Origin of the sequence: Ancylobacter moscoviensis (assembly GCF_007559435.1) — a bacterium.
Taxonomy (GTDB): Bacteria; Pseudomonadota; Alphaproteobacteria; order Rhizobiales; family Xanthobacteraceae; genus Ancylobacter; species Ancylobacter moscoviensis.
On sequence record NZ_VMBP01000004.1, the window covers coordinates 106249 to 128070 of the forward strand.

Below are 21822 nucleotides of genomic sequence, written 5' to 3' on the forward strand. Positions count from 1 at the left end.
ATGTGCCGTATGGTGCGCCTCACGGCGTCTCCCGGGTGCTGTCGCGACACGTGCCGCCGACACCTTTCGGGCCGGCGGCACGTGCGTGAACTGGAGGCCACGCCCGGAATCGAACCGGGGTGCACGGATTTGCAGTCCGCTGCGTAACCACTCCGCCACGTGGCCGACCGGGGATGCAGGACATCGCCCGATGGACCGGCGCGCCTCATAACAGAGCTCTCGCCGATGAGCAACGCGGGGAGGCGTCGGCGGTGGCACACAGTCGATCGCGACAGTGGACAGCGGCGCTGCGCCGCACGGCGGTTCCGCACGCGGGTACGGCCCGTTTTCTGCGCAGTCGCCGGGTTGCAGGCTTGAAATCTTCAAGCCAAGGCGTGGAGAATGCTTGCATTGGGAACGCGCGTGCCGCAATTCTGGCGCCGGCTTCCTGCGGCGGTATCTGAACGGACCGTCGCCCGTTTCGTTTCGAGGTTGTCGCCGAATGATCGATTTCGCCGAGATGCGCCGCGCCATGGTCGATGCCCAGGTGCGGGCCAACGACGTCACCGACCTGCGCATCGTTGCCGCCATGCTGGAGACGCCGCGCGAGCGTTTTGTGCCAGCTCCGCTGCGCAACTTTGCCTATATCGATGACGACCTGCTGGTTAAGGAAGGCGCTCCGGCTCGCTACCTGATGGAGCCGATGGTGCTCGCCAAGCTGCTGCAGGCGGCAGAAATCGGGCCGGATGCGCTTGTCCTCGATGTCGGTGCAGCGAGCGGCTATTCCACCGCCGTGCTGGCGAAGCTGGCGGGGCAGGTGGTCGCTCTAGAGGAAGACGCCGAGCTGGCGGGGCAGGGCTCTTCCCTCCTGGTCGAGCTCGGGCTGCTCAACGCCGCCTATGTTCAGGGGCCGCTGACCGCCGGTTGGCAGTCGGAAGCGCCTTATGACGTGATTCTGCTGAATGGTTCGGTCGATTCGGTTCCCGAGACGCTGCTGGCCCAGCTCAAGCCGGGCGGCCGACTCGTCGCCGTGGTCGGACATGGGCGCGCGGGTCGCGCGAGCGTCTTCACCAACACCACCGGCGGTATCGGTTCGCGCATCGTTTTCGATGCGGCGGTGCCCACCCTGCCGGGCTTCGAGGCGCGTCCGGGCTTTGTTTTCTAACGGCTGGCAGCCGCTCTGTGGCTGATCTGCCGCGTGTGCGATTTAAATCGTCCGCTGATCAAACCGACCAGTTCACAGCCCTTCTTCGAGCACCTATTCTGCTGTTTCATGCAAAGAGAGTCGCCCTGGGGGCAGGTGGCTCCGATCAGTGAAGCGTTCGCAGAGGTTGGACCATGTGGCTGTCGGCTACCGGGGGGAAGGTTGTCGCGTTCGCGGCGGTCGCTTGTGTTGTAGGATTCGCCGCACCGGCTAAAGCGCAGACCCTCGATCAGGCCCTGGTGGCCGCTTATCGGAACAATCCCACCCTCAACTCCCAGCGTGCGGCGACGCGCGCGACGGACGAGTATGTGCCGATTGCCCTGTCGGGGTATCGGCCGCAGGTCATGGGCAGTGCCTATGTCGGCATGCAGTGGGCGGAGACCCGCATCGATTCGAACGTGGCGGCCCTTCAGGGCACTGGCACGATGAGCAACCGGAAGACCAATCCTTCCGGCTTCGGCGTCACCATCAGCCAGACCATCTATGACGGGCTGAGGACCGCCAATTCGGTGCGCAGCGCCGAGTCGCAGGTGAAGGGCCAACGCGAGCTGCTCCGTAACACCGAGCAGCTCGTGCTGCTCGACGCCGCCACCGCCTACATGAACGTGCTGCAGAACACGGCGCTGGTGGATCTGCAGAAGCAGAATCTCGAAGCGCTGCAGGAAGAGCTGCGCGCGGCGCGTGACCGCTTCTCCGTCGGCGAGATCACCCGCACCGACGTCGCGCAGGCCGAGGCGAGCGTGGCGACCGCGCAGAGCGATCTGGCATTGGCAAACTCGAACCTGAATACCGCCAACGCGGTCTTCTTCCAGGTGATCGGCCTGCGTCCGACCAAGCTGTCGCCCGGCCGGCCGATCGACCGGCTGCTGCCGAAGAGCCTCAATACGGCGGTCGAGTTCGGTCTGACGCGACACCCGGCGGTGAAGGCGGCTGAATTTGCCGTCGATGCCGGCTTCTCCAACGTGAAGGTGGCGGAGGCGGCCTTGTCGCCCACGCTCACCCTCAACGGCACCGCCTCGTCCGACTACAACAGCGCCAACAGCGTCGAGCGGCAGACCGCCGCTTCGGCCACGCTGAACCTCACCGTGCCGATCTATCAGGGCGGCGCGGAATACGCGACGATCCGTCAGAGCAAGGAAACCCTTGGTCAGCTGCGCATCGAGGTGGACGTGAACCGCGAGCAGGTTCGCGCCAACGTCGTGCAGTACTGGGGCGCTCTGGAAGCGGCCAAGGCGGCCATCGAATCGGCGCAGGCTTCCGTGGCGGCGAACGAGATCGCGCTGCGCGGCGTGCGCGAGGAGTGGCGCGTCGGCCAGCGTACCACGCTCGATGTGCTGAACGCGCAGACCGCGCTGTTTGACGCCCGCGCCAGCCTCGTCATCGCCCAGCGCGACCGCGTGGTCGCCTCGTACGCAGTTCTGTCGGCCAGCGGCGAGCTGGGGGCGACCCGCCTCGGCCTCAAGGTTCCGATCTACAATCCGCAGGTGCACTACAATCAGGTGCGTGATGCCTGGATTGGCGTGCGCACGCCCGGCGGCCAGTAAGCGGCATGAGACGAAGCGCGCGCCGGACAAAATCCACAGCCATCGGATTGTCATGGCTTGGCGCGCAGCTTTGGTCGGTGCACGGTTTACAAAGTCTTAATGGGTGATTCGCGCGATGCGCGGCCGCACTGTCCGCGCGCGGCGTCGTCTGAGCGATCGGAAAGAAGCGCATGTCGGTAAGTGCGAGGGCCAACGAGCCGTCCATGGAGGAGATTCTGGCCTCCATCCGGCGGATCATTTCCGACGAGGTCGCCGTCGAGCCAGCATCGCCTCCGCCCAGCCCGGCCCAGCCCGAGCCCCGCTCCGCCCCGCGCGATGCCTTCGCCCCCCGGGAGCCGCTGGCCGGCCGGTCTTCCACATCGGGCCGTGAATCGTCGGGGATCGGTGCTCCGGATCCATCGACGCGACTTTTCGCGCCGGTTGCGGTCCGGTCGCCGGTGAGTGAGCCCGCGTTCTCGCCCCCGCCGCGCCCTGTGCGGAGCGCTCCGGCGCCGATCTCGTCGATGCGCCCGGCCATGCCGCTTACCTCTGTGCCGCTGCCCCTCGTGTCGGCGCCTTTCTCACCCGCTCCGGCCCAGGATCGGTCGGAGACGACCGGCTTCGTCAGGCCGGATAGTGCGCCGGCCGTCGATCCTTTCGCGCCGCGTGCGCGAAGCGCTTCTGCCGCGCCCGCGCTGCATGCGGTGACTCGGGTCGCGCGTGTGACGCTCCCCGTTGAAGCTTCCCCTTCCGTGCCGGAGAGCGACGATCTCGACACGCCGCTCGGTTCGGCCTTGTTCGATCTGGCCCTGGTGGAGCAGGCGGTTCAGGCGGAGCTGGCGCATGTTTCCGCCGAAGCGGCCGCGTCCCGGTTTTCCCCGCTGCCGCCGCGCGGTGCCGAGACGGCCGCTCCAGTTGCCGATGCCGACGCGGCGGCCCTCGCCGTGCCGGTCGGTTCGACCCTCGTAGAGGAGACCATCGAGATGCAGGCCAAGTCCGAAGCAGCCGCGCGGTCCGTCCTGGACGAGGCGGAAGTGATCGCCACCACTCCCACGCGGGAGACGCCGGTACCTTTCCCCCCGCGGACGACGGCGCCGTCGCGTCTGGAAACGCGTCCCGTCGAATCGCGCTTCGGCGCCGCCAGCCGTCCGGCCACCGGCGCGGAGCCGGCGGCTACCGAGGCGACCCGCGAGCGGCTTGTTTCCGGCTCGGCCAGCAACGCTGTTTCGGCGGCTTTCGGCTCGCTGCAGCGGACGGTGACGTCGAACTCTCGCACGGTTGACGATCTCGTGACCGAAGCGATCCGGCCGATGCTCAAGGCTTGGCTCGACGAGAACCTCCCGACGCTGGTCGAGCGTCTGGTGCGTGCCGAGATCGAGCGCGTCGCCCGTCAGGGCCAGTGAGACATGAAGGAGAGGCGGGGCTGATTCCGCCTCTTCCACACGCCGCCTGTCCTTTGGCGTGTTGACTTGAGCCATCGGCTCCGCTTTCTCTCGCACCCTCTTCATTCGAGGTGCCGGAGCCAAAATGCTCGACAACAGGTTCGATCCCGCCGCAGTCGAAGACCGCATCTACCAGACCTGGCTGGATGCCGATGCGTTCAAGGCCGGGCGTCCCGAGCGGGCAGGGGCCGATCCCTACTGCATCGTCATTCCGCCGCCGAACGTGACCGGCTCGCTCCATATGGGGCACGCGCTCAACAACACGTTGCAGGACATTCTCTGCCGTTTCGAGCGCATGCGCGGCAAGGACGTGCTCTGGCAGGTCGGCACCGACCACGCCGGCATCGCCACGCAGATGGTGGTCGAGCGCCAGCTCGCCGAGCGCCAGCTTCCCGGACGCCGCGAACTGGGCCGCGAGGCCTTCGTCGAGCGCGTCTGGAAGTGGAAGGAAGAATCCGGCGGCACCATCATCAACCAGCTCAAGAAGCTCGGCGCGTCCTGTGACTGGTCGCGCGAACGCTTCACCATGGACGAGGGCCTGTCGCGCGCCGTCCTCAAGGTGTTCGTGCAGCTCTACAAGGAAGGGCTGATCTACAAGGACAAGCGGCTGGTCAACTGGGACCCGAAGTTCCAGTCGGCCATCTCCGATCTGGAGGTGCTTCAGGTCGAGGTGAAGGGCCATCTCTGGCATTTCCGCTATCCGCTGGCCGACGGCGTCACCTATCCGCACCCGGTCGCCTTCGACGAGAACGGCCAGCCGACCGAGTTCGAGACGCGCGACTACATCGTCGTCGCCACCACACGACCTGAGACCATGCTGGGCGACACCGCGGTTGCGGTCCATCCGGAGGACCCACGCTATCAGGGCCTCGTCGCCGCCGGCGCGAAGGTGCGGCTGCCGCTGGTCGGCCGGCTGATCCCGATCGTCGCGGATGAATACTCCGACCCGACCAAGGGCACGGGCGCGGTGAAGATCACCCCGGCGCACGACTTCAACGACTTCGAGGTCGGCCGGCGGCACGACCTACCGATGATCAACGTGCTCGACGCCGAGGCGCGCCTGACTCTGGCCGGCAACGCCGACTTTCTCGATGACGCCGTGACGGGCGCCGATCTCGACGCCGTGCTGGCGCTGGAAGGCCAGAGCCGCGAGGCGGCGCGCAAGGCCATCGTCTCCCTGATGGAGGAGCGCGGGCTGCTCGACCGGATCGAGCCGCACACCAACATGGTTCCCCATGGCGACCGCTCCAACGTGGTCATCGAGCCGTGGCTCACCGACCAGTGGTACGTCGATGCCCACACGCTCGCCCAGCCGGCGCTCGCCGCCGTGCGCGAGGGTCGCGCGGGTTTCGTGCCGAAGAACTGGGAGAAGACCTATTTCGAGTGGCTGGAGAACATCCAGCCCTGGTGCGTCTCGCGCCAGCTCTGGTGGGGCCACCAGATCCCGGCCTGGTATGGGCCGGACGGGACGGTCTTCGTCGAGGAGACGGAGGAGGAGGCCGTCGCCGCCGCGCTCGCCCATTGCGTGCAGGCCGGCATCATCACCGACGCCGAGGCCAAGGAACTGGCCGTCAACGCCGACAAGCGCGCGAACCTGATCACCCGCGACGAGGATGTGCTCGACACGTGGTTCTCCTCCGCGCTGTGGCCGTTCTCGACGCTTGGCTGGCCCGACGAGACGCCGGAGCTCAAGCGCTATTACCCGACGTCCGTGCTGATCACCGGCTTCGACATCATCTTCTTCTGGGTCGCCCGGATGATGATGATGGGCTTGCACTTCATGGACGGCGAGGTGCCGTTCAAGGACATCTACATCCACGCCCTCGTCCGCGACGAGAAGGGCGCCAAGATGTCGAAGTCCAAGGGCAATGTGATCGATCCGCTCGATCTCGTGGGTAAGTACGGTGCCGACGCGCTACGCTTCACGCTCGCGGCCATGGCCGCGCAGGGGCGCGACATCAAGCTGGCGACCAGCCGCGTCGAGGGCTATCGCAACTTCGCGACCAAGCTCTGGAACGCCGCCCGCTTCGCCGAGATGAACGGGTGTGGGCGGGATCCGGCTTTCGATCCGCACAAGGTCGAGACGACCCTGAACCGCTGGATTCTCGGCGAGACCCAGCGGGCCGGGCTGGAGATCACCGAGGCGCTGGAGGCCTACAAGTTCAACGAGGCGGCGGGCGCCGCCTATCGTTTCGTGTGGAATATCTTCTGCGACTGGTATCTGGAGCTCGCCAAGCCCGTCTTCACCGGCGGTGACGCGCAGTGGATGGCCGAGACGCGGGCGACGACGGCCTTCGTGCTCGACGAGATTCTCAAGCTGCTGCACCCGTTCATGCCGTTCCTCACCGAGGAGCTCTGGGCGCGCACCACCGAGGGCGGCGCTCCCCGCACGAGCCTTCTGGCGCTTGCTGCCTGGTCGAAGCTCGACGGGATGGAAGCCCCCGAGGCGGAGGCTGAGATCGGCTGGCTGGTCGATCTGGTCACCGAGATCCGCTCCGTCCGTGCCGAGATGAACGTGCCGGCCGGAGCCCAGATTCCGCTGGTGCTCGTGGGAGCGAACGCCCTCACCATCGACCGGGTGGGCGCCTGGCAGGATGCTCTGGTCCGGCTCGCCCGCCTGTCCGCCATCGCCTTCGAGCCGGAAGCGCCGGCTGGGTCGGTACAGGTCGTCGTGCGTGGCGAGACGGCGGCGCTGCCGCTGGCCGGCATCATCGACATGGATGCGGAAGCGGCGCGGCTTTCGAAGGAGCTCGCCAAGGCTGCCGACGATATCGCCAAGGTCGATGCCAAGCTCGGCAATGCCGACTTCATCCGACGGGCACCGGAAGAGGTGATCGAGGAGCAGCGCGAGCGCCGCGAAAGTGCCGAGGCGCGGGCCGCCAAGATCCGCGAGGCGCTCGTCCGTCTGGGCAAGGCCGCCTGACGGCGGGCGGCGGACTGCGGACTGCGGACGGGGGCGGGGCCGCAATGGCGTTCATCGAGGCCTTCGAGGCGAGCGACTTCGCCTCGACCATTATCAGCCTCCTCGTTGCCTTCGCGATGGGGACGCTGATCGGCGCCGAGCGGCAGTATCGTCAGCGGACGGCCGGCCTGCGCACGAACGTGCTGGTGGCGGTCGGCGCCTGCCAGTTCGTCGACATGGCGATGCATCTCGCCGGCCCGGACGGGGCGGTGCGGGTGGTGGCCTATGTGGTCTCCGGCATCGGCTTCCTCGGTGCCGGCGTGATCATGAAGGAAGGCACCAATATTCGCGGCCTGAACACGGCGGCGACGCTCTGGTGTTCGGCGGCGGTCGGCGCCTGCGCGGGGGCCGACCTGCTGGCGCAGGCGGTTCTGCTCACCTTGTTCGTGCTGGCGGGCAACACGATGCTGCGTCCGCTGGTGACGGCCCTTGAGCGCCTTCCGCGCGACGACGAGGCGACCGAGGCGGTCTACGAGATTGGCATCCGCGTGCCGGCGGCGCAGGCCTCCGATGCCCGCGCCCGGCTGATATCCCAGCTGGAGGCCGCGCGGCTGCCGGTGGACGAGGTGGAGATCACCGACCGGCCATCCGGCGAGAGCGAGGTGCGCGCCACGCTGGTCAATACCTCGCTGCGCTCGGCCGAGCTTGACGCCGTGGTGGCGAAGCTGCGGACTTTACCCGGTGTGGCGTCGGGCGACTGGACGCGGAGCAGTTCCGACTAGCGAGGGGGCATTTCAGCTCGCCTGCGGGTTCGGCGGCACCGGAGGATGTGAGGCATCTGTGGAAGCCGGCGGCAGCAGCCGGTCGAGTTCGGCGCGCAGGCGCTCGATCACGTCCGCCGCTTCGGACAGTTCATCCTCGACCTTGTCGCGCGGAAACCGTTCGAGGTCCGCCGCCATGGCCCTCAGCCGCTCGACGATGTTGCCGCTCGACATGTGGTTCTTCCTCCCTTTGCAGCCGCGCATCGGCGCGCGGTCCACGGGGCATAACATACCCGCCTTGGCCCCATATGACGGAACGATGACGCCGGATCGTGCGCCGGCGATCGGGAGTGAGGCCGAGGGCGCGAGCCGTGTCTGCCTGACAAGCCTCGGGGCGATTGCTTGAAGGAAAGCGCTGCCGCCGACGGCGCGCAGGAGATGGGCATCTCGAAAGATATTTTCTTATAAATCAGTGGTTTATGGGGATTTCCGAGTGCGGCATTGACGGCGCTGTGTCGCGGGCGGGAAGCGTGCAGAGGTGTTCCGCAGCCGTGTCGAAGCTGCAACAGTGTCACGCATTCGCAACCATAACCCGAGCCGAACGCCGAGGCGCCGCGAAGCCGCCACAAACCGGCACGAAATCCGACTGATAGACGGAGGATAGTAGTGTCCGGGTGCAGTTACCCGAGTGAACCTCCGCGCCGGGATGCGTGAAGTAGACATGAACGTCAGGACCATCATCGACAAGCGGAACTTGCCGAGCCGTCATGTGACGGAAGGTCCGGCGCGTGCCCCGCATCGCTCCTATCTCTATGCCATGGGCCTGACCCGCGAGCAGATTCATCAGCCGCTGGTAGGGGTCGCTTCCTGCTGGAACGAAGCCGCGCCCTGCAACATCTCGCTGATGCGCCAGGCGCAGGTGGTGAAGAAGGGCGTCGCGGCGGCCAACGGTACGCCGCGCGAGTTCTGCACCATCACCGTCACCGACGGCATCGCCATGGGCCACGAGGGCATGAAGGCCTCGCTGGCGTCGCGGGAGGTCATCGCCGACTCGGTTGAGCTGACCATGCGCGGCCACGCCTATGACGCGCTGATCGGCCTCGCCGGCTGCGACAAGTCTCTTCCCGGCATGATGATGGCGATGCTGCGCCTCAACGTGCCGTCGATCTTCATCTATGGCGGCTCGATCCTGCCCGGCTCCTACCGGGGCCAGCCGGTGACGGTGCAGGATCTGTTCGAGGCGGTCGGCAAGCACTCGGTCGGCGCCATGTCGGACGACGATCTCGACGAGCTGGAGCAGGTGGCCTGCCCGTCGGCCGGCGCCTGCGGCGCCCAGTTCACCGCCAACACGATGGCAACCGTTTCCGAGGCGATCGGCCTCGCGCTGCCCTATTCGGCCGGCGCGCCCGCGCCCTACGAGATCCGCGACAAGTTCTGCATGGCGGCCGGCGAACAGGTGATGGACCTGGTCGCCCGCAACATCCGCCCGCGCGAGATCGTGACCCGCAAGGCGCTGGAGAATGCCGCGACCGTGGTCGCCGCCTCGGGCGGTTCCACCAACGCCGCGCTGCATTTGCCGGCCATGGCGCACGAAGCCGGCATCAAGTTCGACCTGTTCGATGTCGCCGAGATCTTCAAGCGCACGCCCTATATCGCCGACCTCAAGCCGGGCGGCCGCTATGTCGCCAAGGACATGTTCGAGGCCGGCGGCATCCCGCTGCTGATGAAGACGCTGCTGGAACACGGCTTCCTGCACGGCGACTGCCTCACCGTGACCGGTCGTACCATCGCGGAGAATCTCGCCTCGGTGAAGTGGAACCCGCATCAGGACGTGGTGCGCCCGGCGAACGATCCCATCACCGCCACCGGCGGCGTGGTTGGCCTTCAGGGCAACCTCGCTCCGGATGGAGCCATCGTGAAGGTGGCGGGGCTGAAGAATCTGAAGTTCACCGGCCCGGCGCGCTGCTTCGATGGCGAGGAGGCCTGCTTCGAGGCCGTGACCAAGCGTGCCTATGAGGACGGTGAGGTTCTGGTCATCCGCTATGAGGGGCCCAAGGGTGGTCCCGGCATGCGGGAAATGCTGTCCACTACCGCCGCGCTCTATGGACAGGGCAAGGGCGACAAGGTGGCGCTGATCACGGACGGACGCTTCTCGGGCGCCACGCGCGGCTTCTGCATCGGCCATGTCGGGCCGGAGGCGGCCGTCGGCGGCCCGATCGGGCTGATCCGCGACGGCGATATCATCACTATCGACGCAATCGAGGGCACGCTGGACGTGGCGCTCTCGGACGAGGAACTCGCCGCCCGCAAGGCGGAGTGGAAGCCCCGTCCTTCGCCCGTCGGCTCGGGGGCCATCTGGAAGTTCGCGCAGGCCGTGGGGCCCGCCCGTGAGGGCGCGGTCACTCATCCCGGCGGCGCGGCCGAGACAACGTGCTATGCGGATATTTGACCGTTCGGCCCTCAGGCCATTCCTCGTTGTGATCGCCGTCGCGCTGGCGCCGTCGCTGGCCTCGGCTTTTGACGGCACGCCGGGCAGCGACGGCGGGCCGGTGAAGTCCGGCGTGGCCGGCAAGCCGCGCACGGTGGAGGAGATCGTCCGTCTCGGCGCGCAGGCGCTGCGCTCGGGCGAGACCGAGAAGGGCATCGACTCGCTGCGCTACGCGGCCGATCAGGGCCATGCGGGCGCGCAGTGGAAGCTCGGCCGTATGTATGCGGAAGGCGAGGGCGTCGAGCGCAACGACATCAAGGCGTTCGAATATTTCAGCCAGATCGCCAACATGCACGCCGACGACAACCCGGCGGCGCCGGAAGCCCGCTTCGCGGCGGACGCCTTCGTCGCGCTCGGCGCCTACTATCTGGTCGGCATCCCCAACAGCAAGGTGCGCCGCGACACGACCCGCGCGCGGGACATGTTCGCCTACGCCGCCTCCTATTTCGGTGACCCGGCCGCGCAGTACCATCTCGCGCGCCTCTATATCGACGGCGACGGCGTTGACCGCGATCCGCGCTTCGCGGCCCGCTGGCTCGGGCTTGCCGCCCATAAGGGCCAGTACCAGGCGCAGGCCGCGCTCGGCGGGCTGCTGTTCAAGGGCGATGACGGGATCCCGCGCCAGGCGGCGCGCGGCCTGATGTGGCTGACCCTGGCGCGCGACGCGGCCGCCGGCCCGGACGACAAATGGGTGGTGGAACTCTACGAGGACGCCTTCGCCAATGCCTCGTCCGACGAGCGCGCCATGGCGCTGGTCTACCTCGAACAATACATGAAGGCCGACCGCTGAGCGGTTTAGGCCTCGCCGCGGGGCTCAGGCCTTGAGCGCCAGCTCCGCCCAGACGGGCACGTGATCGGACGGCTTTTCCCAGCCGCGCACGTCCTTGTCGATACCGACCGCCCTTAGCCGGTCGGTAGCCTGCGGCGACAGCAGCAGGTGGTCGATGCGGATGCCGTTGTTCCGCTGCCAGGCCCCGGCCTGATAGTCCCAGAAGCTGTAGAGCCCCGCCGCGTCGGTTGTCGTCCGCAGCGCATCCACCATGCCGAGATTGAGAATCTCGCGGAAGGCTGCGCGGGTCTGTGGCAGGAACAGCGCGTCGTTTACCCACGCCTCGGGATGAGCTGCATCCTCGGGGGCGGGAATAACGTTGTAGTCGCCGCAGACGACAAATGGCTCCTCATAGCTGAGGCGGCTTGCGATGTGCGCCTTCAGCCGCTTCATCCAGCCCAGCTTGTACGGATATTTCTCGGTGTCGACGGGGTTGCCGTTCGGCAGGTAGATGCCGCACACGCGCAGCACGCCCTCGCTCGTCGACACCACGACCTCGATGAAGCGCGACTGCACGTCGCCATCGTCGCCCGGCAGGCCGGAGGTCACCTCGTCGAAGGGCAGGCGCGAGAGCACCGCGACGCCGTTGAAACCCTTCTGCCCGTGCACCGCGACGTTGTAGCCGAGGGCTTCGAAGGCCTCGCGGGGGAACGCCTCGTCGACGCACTTGATCTCCTGCAGGCAGACGACGTCTGGCTTCGTCTCCTGCAACCAGGCGACGGCGTGTTCCTGCCGCTGCTTGATCGAGTTGACGTTCCAGGTGGCGATGCGCATCGGGACCTCGTGCGGGGCGGTGAATCGGGCCGCCAGTCTACAGCACCGGCAGCAGCCGGCGCACGATGAGCGCGGAGGAGAGGGCAACCTCGTCCACGAACTGGCGGAAATCGAAATGGGACTGGCTGCCGGCGAGATCCGAGAGCGCGCGCACCACCAGCCACGGCACCCCGAAGGCAACGCAGACCTGTGCCATCGCCGCGCCCTCCATCTCCACCGCCGCGCCGCCGAGTTCGCGGAACAGGCGCTCGCGCAGTGTCTCGGAGTTCACGAACTGGTCGCCGGTGAGGATGCGTCCGTAATGCAGGCGTGGCGGCTTTTTGCCGCCGCCGGCTGACAGCGGGGCAAGGCTGAGTTCTTCCAGAGCGGCCCGCACACGGGCGATCAGGTCCCCATCGGCGGCATGGCCGAGTTCGTCGTGAGGGTTGAAGAAGGGCTGGTGGCCCGCCTGATAGACGACGAAGCCATCCTCGGCGGTATAGCCGGCGTCATGCTGCACGACGTGATCGGCGATCACCACGTCGCCGATGGCGAGTTCCGGGTCGAGACCGCCGGCGATGCCGGAAAACAGCAGGACGCGGCAGTCGAAACGCTCGATCAGCAGCGTGGCGGCGACCGCAGCGTTCACTTTGCCCATGCCGGCCCGCGCCAGCACCACCGCATGACCGTCGAGCCGGCCGGCATGAAAGACCATGCCGGCGCGCTCGGTAACCTCGGCGCCGGTCAGATTGTCGGCGAGGAAGGCGAATTCCTGCGGAATGGCGCAGAGAACGGCGACCGGGCCCATCACAGGGCGAAGCTGGTGCCGCAGCCGCACGAGGCCGTGGCGTGGGGATTCTCGATGCGGAACGAGGCGCCGATCAGATCGTCGACGAAATCGATGTTCGAGCCGGACATGAATTCCAGCGAGACCGGATCGATCACCACCGTCGCCTTGCCTTCGGCGATGACGATGTCGTCCGCCTCGCGCTCGCGGGTGATGTCGAACTTGTACTGGAAGCCGGAGCAGCCGCCGCCTTCCACGCTGACGCGCAGCATGCTTTGAGGCGGCTCGGCACTGAGAATCTCCGCGATACGCCGCGCGGCGCTGGCGGTAACGCCGACCGAAACGGCGGCGGCTTCGGGAGAAGCGTTGTCTGTCGAAGGGCTTGCGCTCATGTCGCGTACTTCGGGTTGAATATGACCTGTCCGAATAGTTAAGTGCTGCCGCCCCCGAGTCAAAGGGGCTTCACGAGGGTTTGGCAGGGAGATCGCGCATGGCGGTGGCCGGGGCGGAGCCGCGCGCGCCATGGGCGTCGAGAGCGGAGGATAGTCGTGGCCGGCTTTATCCGGAGCCGGGCGCCGATGCGCGCAGTGCTTTTCGGCGCGATGCCGATCGCATCATCCATTCCAGCGCCTTCCGCCGTCTCGCCTACAAGACGCAGGTCTTCTCCTATCACGAGGGAGACCATTACCGCACGCGCCTGACCCATACGCTGGAGGTGGTGCAGGTCGCCCGCTCCATCGCCCGTGCGCTGGGCCTCGACGAGGATCTGAGCGAGGCGCTGGCGCTGGCGCATGATCTCGGCCATCCGCCCTTCGCCCATGCCGGCGAGCGCGTTCTTGATGCCTGCATGCGTACCTATGGCGGCTTCGATCACAATGCCCAGTCGCTGCGCGTCGTGACCCGACTGGAAAACCGCTATCCCGATTTCGACGGGCTGAACCTCTCCTGGGAGGTTCACGAGGGCATCGTGAAGCACAACGGCCCGCAGCAGGCGCCGTTGCCGCACGCCATCGAGGTGCATGCCGAGCGGCAGGACCTGTGGCTGTGGAGCTGGCCATCGGCCGAGGCGCAGGTCGCCGCCATCGCCGACGACATCGCCTATGACGTGCACGATCTCGACGACGGGCTGCGTGCCGACCTGTTCGGGATCGATGAGCTGAAGGACCTGCCGCTGGTCGGCGCCATCATCGCCGGCATCGAGGAGCGCTGGCCGGGCCTCGACCGCTCGCGTTTCATCCATGAGCTCGGGCGCCGCATGATCACGGCGCTCATCGCCGACGTGGTGGGCGAGGCGCACCGGCGCATTTCTGCGGCCGGTCCTTCGAGTGCGGATGATATTCGCCGACTCGGCCGGCCGATGGTCGGCTTCTCGGCCGGGACGGCCGAGGCGGAGAGGGCCATCAAGTCCTTCCTGTTTCCCCGGATGTATCGTCATCCGCGTGTGGTGCGGACCATGGAAGCGGCCGGCGATGTCGTGCGTGAGCTGTTCGAGCGCTACATGGCGGACACCGACGCGCTGCCGCCGGAATGGCGTGCCAGCGTCGAAGGCCGGACGGAGGCGGCGCGGGCGCGTCGTATCGCCGATTTTCTGGCCGGGCAGACCGACCGCTATGCGCTCGCCGAGCATGCCCGTCTCTTTGACAGGGCAGCGGAACTGCGGTAGCGCCAGCCACCCCTTGTCGGGCCTGCCGTGCCGGGAGTTTTCCAAAATGAACCTGTTCGCGATCTTCGCCGATCACGTCCGCGATGCCGTCGGCCAGCTTATCGCCGAGGGCGCCGTGCCCGCCGGCATCGATACGGCGCGCGTGGTGGTCGAGCCGCCGCGCGATCCCAGCCATGGCGACCTCGCCACCAACGCGGCGATGGTGCTGGCCAAGGATGCGGGCCTGAAGCCGCGCGATCTCGCCGAGAAGCTCGTTGCCCGGCTGGTGACCCTGCCCGGCGTGGCGAAGGTGGATGTCGCCGGCCCCGGCTTCATCAACATCGCGCTCGATGCGTCCTATTGGCCGCGCGTGGTCGCCGCCGTGCTCGAGGCGGGGAGCGGCTATGGCCGCACGGATGCCGGCGCCGGACAAGCGATCAATGTGGAATATGTCTCCGCGAACCCGACCGGACCCATGCATGTCGGCCATTGCCGGGGCGCCGTATTCGGTGATGCGCTGGCGAACCTTCTGGCTTTCGCCGGCTGGAAGGTGACGCGCGAGTACTACATCAACGACGCCGGTGCGCAGGTCGACGTGCTCGCCCGTTCGGCCTTCCTGCGCTACCGCGAGGCGCTGGGGGAGGCGATCTCGATTCCCGAGGGGCTCTATCCCGGCGACTATCTCGTTCCGGTCGGCAAGGCGCTGGTGACGAAGTACGGCCGCACCCTGCTCGACAAGCCCGAGAACGAATGGCTGCCGCTGGTGCGCGACGTTTCGATCGACGCAATGATGGCGATGATCCGCGGCGACCTTGCCGCGCTCAACATCCATCACGAGGTTTTCTTCTCCGAGCGCACGCTGCACGCCCGGCCGAACGGCGCGCCGAGCATCATCGACCGCATGATGGAGAGCCTGCGCGCCCGCGATCTCGTTTATGAAGGCCGCCTGCCGCCGCCGAAGGGCCAGCCCGTCGAGGACTGGGAGGACCGCGAGCAGACGCTGTTCCGCGCTATGCAGTTCGGCGACGACGTCGACCGTCCGCTGATGAAGTCGGATGGCGCCTACACCTATTTCGCGGCCGATATCGCCTATCACAAGGACAAGTTCGATCGCGGTTTCAAGCGCATGATCGACGTCTGGGGCGCCGATCATGGCGGCTACGTCAAGCGCATGCAGGCGGCGGTGAAGGCGGCCACGAACGGCGAGGGCAGCCTCGACGTCGAGCTGTGCCAGCTCGTGCGGCTGTTGCGGAACGGCGAGCCGGTGAAGATGTCGAAGCGGGCGGGGGACTTCGTGACCCTGCGCGACGTGGTCGACGAGGTGGGCCGCGACGCGGTGCGCTTCATGATGATCAACCGCAAGAACGATGCGGTGCTCGACTTCGATCTCGCCAAGGTGATCGAGCAGACGCGCGACAACCCGGTCTTCTACGTCCAGTACGCCCATGCCCGGGCGAGCTCGATCCTGCGCAACGCGAAGGAGGCTTTCGCGGACCTGCCGGACGCGGCATCCGCCTTCGCCGGCGAGGACCTGACGCTGCTGAGCGACGAGGGGGAGATCACCCTCATCAAGCAGATCGCCAGCTATCCGCGGATCATCGAGCAGGCGGCGGTCGCCCGCGAGCCGCACCGGCTGGCCTTCTACCTCTATGAGCTCGCCAGCGCCCTGCATGCACAGTGGAATCGCGGGAAAGACCTGCCACATTTACGCTTCATTATCGAAGATGATCGAAAGTCAACCTACGCGCGGCTGGCGCTTGTGCACGCAGTCGCGCTGATCATCGCTTCGGGACTTTCCGTTCTTGGGGTCGATGCTCCCAAAGAAATGCGGTGAGCGCGTCGCGCGACGGATCGTTCGACCTGCCGCCGCCGCAAGGCCGCCCTCCGGGCGGTTATCGATAACGCGCTGCGAACAGGTTCTGTGAAATGGGCAACGACACCATGCGCAATCGGCAGGAAGTTCCGGCCGAGGATCCGCTCGCCGAACTTGCCCGTATGATGGGGCAGGAAGACGAGTTTGCCGATCTGCTGCGCCAGTCTCAGGCGGCGCGCCGTCCGGCGACTCCTGCGTCCCGTGCGCCGCAGCCGGCTGCGCCTCCGCCGCGCCCCGTTGCTCCGCGCGCGCCTGCTGAAGCCGGACGTCCGGCGCCGGGCTCGTTCGCCGCGCTTGCCGCCGAAGTCTATAGCGAGGGCACCCATCGCCCGGCATCCCCGCCGCCGCGTCCGCCCGAGCGCCCCGTCGCGGAGCGTCCCGCCGAGCCGCGTGCGCCGCTGGCTCGTGCCCCGGAACCGCGTCCCGCCGAGCCTCGTGCGCCCTATGTGCCGCCGCGTCCGCAGCCGACCGAGCCGCGCCGTCCCGCGCCTTCGGCATCGTTCGACAGCGAGCAGTTCTCCGACAACATCGCCGACGCGGTCTCGCGCGCTCTGGGCCAGCCTTTCGATCCGGCGGCGCCGTCGCCGCGTTCGCAGGCTCGCGCCGAAACCCCGCGTCCCGATGCCCCGCGCGCTGAAGCGCCTCGTGCCGAGACACCCCGGGTCGAGGATGCGCCCCGTGCGGCTGCCGCGCGGGGCGAAGCTGAAGAGGGCGCTCCGCCCGAGGCGCGTCTTCCGTCCTGGATGGCCCGTTCCGCCGCTGCCGCGCGTGCGGCCGAGGCGCCGGCCTCCGCCCCCTCGGCCACTGCCCGAGGGCAGGCGCCGCGCCCCGGTCAGGCCTTCGAGCCGGACGAGGACGCCTATGATTATGGACGCTCCGCCGCTGATTACGATGACGGCGACGCGGGCGAGCCGGATTCCTACGAGGTTTACGAGGTCGACGAAGACCTGCCGCGGCGCGGGCGTCGCCGGCTGCTTCTGGTCGGTGTGGCCGTCATTGCCCTCGTCGCCGCCGGCGCCGGTGCCATCATGTTCCTGTCCGGGCCGAAGGGCACGCAGGTGGCGAGCGGTGAGCCGCCGGTGATCCGGGCCGACCAGGGGCCGAACAAGGTCGTGCCGAGCCAGCCGGTTCAGGAGCCGACGAGCGACGGTCAGAAGCTCATCTATGATCGCGTGGGCGGCAGCCCGACGACGGGCAATGAGCAGGTGGTCTCCAGCGAGGAGCAGCCGGTCGACGTTTCGCAGGCTGCCCAGCCGCAGCCGCGCGTGATCCAGACGGCGCCGCCCGCCGCCACGCCGGCCAACGCCGCCGAGCCGAAGCGTGTGCGTACGCTCACCGTCCGGGCGGATGGCACCATCGTAGAGGACGGCACCGATTCCGCCCCGACTCCCGTCGCCGCCGCTCCGGTCCAGTCTTCCGCGCAGCCGACGGTTTCGGCGCCGATCCCGCTGAACTCGGGCACGGGTGAGCCGGTGTCCACCGATCCGACGCCGCTCGCCTCCACGCCGTCCATCGTCGATAACGTTTCGGCCAATTCGCAGCCGGCGCGTGTGGCGACGGCGCCGACCCCTGCTCCAGCGGCGACGTCTACGCCGGCTCCGGCGGGCAACTATGTCGTTCAGATCGCGTCGGTCCGTTCGGAGGCGGAGGCCCAGTCGACCTGGCGCTCGATGCAGTCGAAGTATCCCGGCATTCTCGGCAATCAGCCCTTTGCCGTCCGCCGCGCCGATCTCGGCGACCGTGGCGTCTATTATCGCGCCCAGGTAGGTTCGTTCAGCTCTCGCGACGGTGCGGTGGCTCTCTGCGAGGCGCTGCGTGCGCAGGGCGGCGACTGCATGGTTCAGCGTAACTGATCCGGCGGCGTTTCCCGACATGAGCCAGTCCACGGCGCCGCGCGCCTTCATTACCGGGTGCGCCGGCACCTTCTTCACGCCCGACGAGGTCGACTTCCTGCGGGAAGCCGCCCCTTGGGGGCTGATCCTGTTCCGCCGCAATGTCGAGGCGCCGGCGCAGGTAGCCGCGCTGGTCAATGCCTTCCGCGCCATCGTCGGGCGCGAGGATGCGCCGGTGCTGATCGATCAGGAAGGCGGGCGGGTGCAGCGCCTCGGGCCGCCGCACTGGCCGGTCTACCCGCCGGCGGAAGTGTTCGCCCGCCGCGCCGAGGCTGGCGATCCGCAGGCTGCGGCGACCGCGGCGCGGCTCGGCGCGCGGCTGATGGCGACCGACCTCGCGGCCGTCGGCATCAATGTGGATTGCGTTCCCTGTGCCGATCTCCGCCTGCCGGAGGGCCATGGCATCATCGGCGACCGGGCCTATGGTTCGACGCCCGTGCAGGTCGCGGCGCTCGCCCGTGCGGCGGCGGAAGGGCTGATGAGCGGTGGTGTCCTGCCGGTTCTCAAGCACATTCCCGGCCATGGCCGTGCGCGTGCCGACAGCCATGAGAGCCTGCCGGTCGTCGAGACGTCGCGGGCGGAACTGGAGGCCACGGACTTCGAGCCGTTCCGCCTGCTGGCGGACCTGCCGCTCGGCATGACGGCGCATGTCGTCTACACGGCGATAGACCCGGACCGTCCGGCGACGACGTCGAAGCGCGTGATCGACGAGATCATCCGCGGCCATATCGGTTTCGATGGCGCGCTGATGAGCGACGATCTCTCCATGGGCGCCCTTGCCGGCTCGCTGGCCAGCCGGGCCGAGGCCTCCTTCGCCGCCGGCTGCGACCTCGCGCTTCACTGCAACGGCCGCATCGACGAGATGCGCGAAGTGGCGTCGCGCTCGCCGGTACTGGAGGGGGAGGCGGCACGACGCTGCGCTGCGGCCCTCGCGCGGATCGCGCCGGTCGAGGAAATGGTGCTGAGCGAGGCACGCGCGCGTTTTTCGGATATGATCGCGGCGTCCTGAACGCCAGCCGCGGTCTGCCATGGTTCAAAGCCAGTTCTCGTTCGAAGCGGATGCCGTGCGCCAGGCGGGCGATCCCGCGCTGGTGGTCGACGTCGACGGCTTCGAAGGACCGCTGGACCTGCTGCTGGCGCTGGCGCGCACGCAGAAGGTGGACCTCTCGCGGATCTCCATCCTCGAACTTGCCGAGCAGTATCTGCACTTCGTCGACGAGGCGCGGCGCATAAGGCTGGAACTCGCCGCCGACTACCTGGTCATGGCGGCCTGGCTCGCCTATCTGAAATCGCGCCTGCTGTTGCCGGACCCTCCGAAGGAGGAGGGGCCGAGCGCTTCCGAACTCGCGGCTGATCTCGCCGAGCGGCTGCGCCGGCTGGAGCGCATCCGCGCCGCCGCCGCCCATCTCGCCACCCGCGACCGTATCGGCCACGAGGTCTTCCCGCGTGGCGCCCCGGAGCCGCTGGTGCCTTCCGGCCCGGTGGTCTACGAGGCGACGCTTTATGACCTGCTCGCCGCCTACGGTGCCCAGCGCCAGAAGATGGCGCTTTCCCATGTGCGCTTCGCCCCGCGCAACGTCATCTCGCTGGCCGATGCGCGCGAGCGGCTGGAGCGGCTGATCGGCCGGCTGGCGCTGCACGGCGAGTGGGCGCGGCTCGACGGTTTTCTGCTGAACTGGATCGCCGATCCCAAGATGCGGGCGACGGCGCTCGCCTCGGGTTTCTCGGCGACGCTGGAGATGGTGCGCGAGGGCCTGATCGAGGTGCAGCAGGACGACGCCTTCGCGCCGATCTGGATCCGCAGCCGGGGTGATGCCGGGCCGGAGGAGGGCGCATGAGCGCGGAGGCCGCCCGTTCCGTTCGCCCGGCAGATGAAGATGTTGCGCAGGAGACCGCGTCTGCGGCGTCGCGCCCTGGGCGGGATCCGGCGCTGCGCCTGCTGGAAGCCATGCTGTTCGCCGCCGGCGAGCCGCTCGACGAGGCGACCATCGCCGCGCGGCTGCCGGAAGGTGCGGATGTGCGCGGGCTGCTCGCCGATCTCTCCGCCGACTATGCCGACCGGGGGGTCAATCTCGTTCGCGTGGCCGGGAAGTGGATGCTGCGCACCGCGCCCGATCTCGGCTTCCTGCTGGCGCGCGACAAACCGGAGCCGCGCCGCCTGTCGCGCGCGGCGCTCGAGACGCTGGCGATCATCGCCTATCACCAGCCGGTGACGCGCGCGGAGATCGAGGAAATCCGTGGTGTCTCGACCAACAAGGGCACGCTCGACGTGCTCCTCGCGTCCGGCTGGATCCGGTTGCGCGGCCGCCGCCGCAGCCCCGGACGGCCGGTGACCTACGGGACGACGGAGACCTTTCTCGTTCACTACGGGCTGGACACCATCGGCGACTTGCCGGGCCTCGATGAACTGCGTGGCACCGGCCTGATTGACGCGCGGGTCTCCGCGGGCCTAACGGTGCCCTTGCCGAGCGACGATCCGGCGCTGAAGGACGATGAGGATCCGTTGGAGCCGGAATTCGACCTGTCCTTCGCGCCCGAGTCGGACGAGGGCGAAGAGTACGGGGGCGAGGACGAGGAGGGCTGACGCCTTCCAATCCTCGCCAGCGACAGGAGAACCCGCATGTATCACGCGCTGGCCCGCACCCCGGTCTCCCTCGCCAGCCGCCTGACGCTCGAAGACGTGCGTCATGGCTATGACGAGGTGGAGGCCGTGCGCGGTGTCTCCCTCACCATCGAGCCGGGTGAGATCATCTGCCTGCTCGGTCAGTCCGGTTGCGGAAAGACCACGCTGCTGCGGCTGATCGCCGGTATTGAGCGCCCGTCGAGCGGGCGTATCCTGCTCGACAAGCAGGTGGTGGCCGGACCGGGCGTCTTCGTGCCGCCGGAGAAGCGCAATATCGGCCTCGTCTTCCAAGATTATGCGCTGTTTCCCCATCTCACCAACGTGCAGAACGTCGCCTTCGGCCTGCGGGCGCTGAAGCCGGCGGAGGCGCATGACGAGGCGGTCCGGGCGCTTCAGAGAGTGCGGCTGGAGGAGCACGCAGGCGACTATCCACATGCCCTTTCCGGCGGCGAGCAGCAGCGCGTCGCCCTGGCCCGCGCGCTCGTGCCACGCCCCGGCATTCTCCTTATGGACGAGCCGTTCTCCGGGCTCGACAGTCGGCTCCGGAGCAGTGTGCGCACCGAAACGCTCAAGGTGCTGCGCGACGCCCGCGCGACCTGCATCATCGTCACGCACGACCCCGAGGAAGCCATGCGACTGGGCGACCGTATCGCGCTGATGCGCAAGGGCGTGCTGGTTCAGGTGGGCACGCCGGATGAGCTCTACCTCCACCCGGTGGACCTCGACGTCGCCCGTTTCTTCTGTGAAACCAACGAGGTGGAGGGAGACGTCACCGGTGGCCAAGTCGTGACCCCGCTCGGGTCTTTCGCCGCACCCGGCCTCGCCGAGGGTACGCCGGCGGTTGCCGCCATCCGGCCGCAGGGGATCGAGCTCATGGCCCCCGGCTCGGGCGTGCCGGGTCGAATCGTCAATCACCGTTTTCTCGGTGAACTCGACCTCTACGAGGTGGCCGTGGCGGGGCTCGATCGTCCTTTGGTCGCAAGACGTCGCACCAAGGCGGGCCTATTGCGTGGGCATGACGTCGGAGTGAACATCGAGCCGGCGGAGGTCCTTGTCTTCGCCACGGGCCGGCCCTAGTGTCCGGGTTCAATTGCGATGCGCGGCCGCGAGGGGCCGGCGGCGTT

18 protein-coding genes and 1 tRNA gene are annotated in these 21822 nt (G+C 68.0%); 14 read left to right on the forward strand and 5 right to left on the reverse strand.

The features are described from left to right. Window positions 1-91: 91 nt before the first annotated feature. A tRNA-Cys gene (locus FO470_RS12930) sits at window positions 92-165 on the reverse strand. Between the two features lie 316 nt (window positions 166-481). Between FO470_RS12930 and FO470_RS12935 the strand changes: the two genes are divergently transcribed. From FO470_RS12935 to FO470_RS12955, 5 genes are all read left to right on the forward strand, one after another. After that, the gene (locus FO470_RS12935) at window positions 482-1144 is read left to right on the forward strand and encodes a protein-L-isoaspartate O-methyltransferase family protein (RefSeq protein WP_144343389.1); all 663 of its coding nucleotides are present in this window, start codon (window positions 482-484) and stop codon (window positions 1142-1144) included. A gap of 173 nt (window positions 1145-1317) precedes the next feature. Next, window positions 1318-2727, forward strand: a complete 1410-nt coding sequence (locus FO470_RS12940; protein ID WP_144343390.1) for a TolC family outer membrane protein — start codon at window positions 1318-1320, stop codon at window positions 2725-2727. Window positions 2728-2930: 203 nt separating this feature from the next. After that, a complete protein-coding gene (locus FO470_RS19780; protein WP_144343391.1) occupies window positions 2931-4109 on the forward strand; it encodes a DUF2497 domain-containing protein in 1179 nt (392 codons plus the stop codon). Between the two features lie 124 nt (window positions 4110-4233). After that, the gene (locus FO470_RS12950; protein WP_144343392.1) at window positions 4234-7071 is read left to right on the forward strand and encodes a valine--tRNA ligase; all 2838 of its coding nucleotides are present in this window, start codon (window positions 4234-4236) and stop codon (window positions 7069-7071) included. A gap of 44 nt (window positions 7072-7115) precedes the next feature. Next, complete coding sequence (locus tag FO470_RS12955; protein ID WP_144343393.1) at window positions 7116-7832, forward strand: MgtC/SapB family protein; 717 nt, start codon at window positions 7116-7118, stop codon at window positions 7830-7832. Between the two features lie 12 nt (window positions 7833-7844). Here the strand turns inward: FO470_RS12955 and FO470_RS12960 are convergent, their stop codons facing one another. Then, complete coding sequence (locus FO470_RS12960; protein ID WP_144343394.1) at window positions 7845-8045, reverse strand: hypothetical protein; 201 nt, start codon at window positions 8043-8045, stop codon at window positions 7845-7847. A 487-nt stretch (window positions 8046-8532) separates the two neighbouring features. On the opposite strand from FO470_RS12960, the gene ilvD reads away from it, so the two are divergent. Then, window positions 8533-10260, forward strand: coding sequence for a dihydroxy-acid dehydratase (gene ilvD, locus FO470_RS12965; protein WP_144343395.1), 1728 nt, complete (start codon window positions 8533-8535; stop codon window positions 10258-10260). Then, window positions 10247-11089: a tetratricopeptide repeat protein gene (locus tag FO470_RS12970; RefSeq protein WP_418655054.1), complete on the forward strand. Its 843-nt coding sequence runs from the start codon at window positions 10247-10249 to the stop codon at window positions 11087-11089. Before ilvD ends, FO470_RS12970 begins: the two co-directional genes overlap by 14 nt. Window positions 11090-11113: 24 nt before the next feature. On the opposite strand, the gene xth is transcribed toward FO470_RS12970, so the two are convergent. From xth to FO470_RS12985, 3 genes are read right to left on the reverse strand one after another with little or no spacing between them, the layout of a single operon-like run. Then, window positions 11114-11902 carry an exodeoxyribonuclease III gene (xth, locus tag FO470_RS12975; protein WP_144343396.1) on the reverse strand — a complete coding sequence of 263 codons (789 nt, stop codon included), beginning with the start codon at window positions 11900-11902 and terminating at the stop codon, window positions 11114-11116. Between the two features lie 37 nt (window positions 11903-11939). Further along, the gene (locus FO470_RS12980; RefSeq protein ID WP_144343397.1) at window positions 11940-12689 is read right to left on the reverse strand and encodes a 5'-methylthioadenosine/adenosylhomocysteine nucleosidase; all 750 of its coding nucleotides are present in this window, start codon (window positions 12687-12689) and stop codon (window positions 11940-11942) included. Next, window positions 12689-13060: a HesB/IscA family protein gene (locus FO470_RS12985; protein WP_144343398.1), complete on the reverse strand. Its 372-nt coding sequence runs from the start codon at window positions 13058-13060 to the stop codon at window positions 12689-12691. The genes FO470_RS12980 and FO470_RS12985 overlap by 1 nt, the downstream gene beginning before the upstream one ends. Window positions 13061-13158: 98 nt before the next feature. On the opposite strand from FO470_RS12985, the gene FO470_RS12990 reads away from it, so the two are divergent. From FO470_RS12990 to FO470_RS13020, 7 genes are all read left to right on the forward strand, one after another. Then, on the forward strand, window positions 13159-14331 hold the full coding sequence (locus tag FO470_RS12990) for a deoxyguanosinetriphosphate triphosphohydrolase (protein ID WP_144343399.1): 1173 nt from the start codon (window positions 13159-13161) through the stop codon (window positions 14329-14331). Window positions 14332-14377: 46 nt separating this feature from the next. Further along, window positions 14378-16144 (forward strand): arginine--tRNA ligase, encoded by a 1767-nt coding sequence (gene argS / locus FO470_RS12995; protein ID WP_144343400.1) that lies wholly within the window; start codon window positions 14378-14380, stop codon window positions 16142-16144. Between the two features lie 92 nt (window positions 16145-16236). After that, entirely contained in the window at window positions 16237-18036 is a 1800-nt protein-coding gene (locus FO470_RS13000; protein ID WP_144343401.1) for an SPOR domain-containing protein, read from the forward strand. Between the two features lie 19 nt (window positions 18037-18055). Further along, a complete protein-coding gene (nagZ, locus tag FO470_RS13005; RefSeq protein ID WP_144343402.1) occupies window positions 18056-19084 on the forward strand; it encodes a beta-N-acetylhexosaminidase in 1029 nt (342 codons plus the stop codon). Window positions 19085-19103: 19 nt separating this feature from the next. Beyond that, entirely contained in the window at window positions 19104-19913 is an 810-nt protein-coding gene (locus FO470_RS13010) for a segregation and condensation protein A (RefSeq protein WP_144343403.1), read from the forward strand. Continuing rightward, the gene (gene scpB, locus FO470_RS13015; RefSeq protein WP_144343404.1) at window positions 19910-20659 is read left to right on the forward strand and encodes an SMC-Scp complex subunit ScpB; all 750 of its coding nucleotides are present in this window, start codon (window positions 19910-19912) and stop codon (window positions 20657-20659) included. Before FO470_RS13010 ends, scpB begins: the two co-directional genes overlap by 4 nt. Before the next feature lie 36 nt (window positions 20660-20695). Further along, on the forward strand, window positions 20696-21775 hold the full coding sequence (locus tag FO470_RS13020; protein ID WP_144343405.1) for an ABC transporter ATP-binding protein: 1080 nt from the start codon (window positions 20696-20698) through the stop codon (window positions 21773-21775). The last annotated feature ends 47 nt before the right edge of the window (window positions 21776-21822 follow it).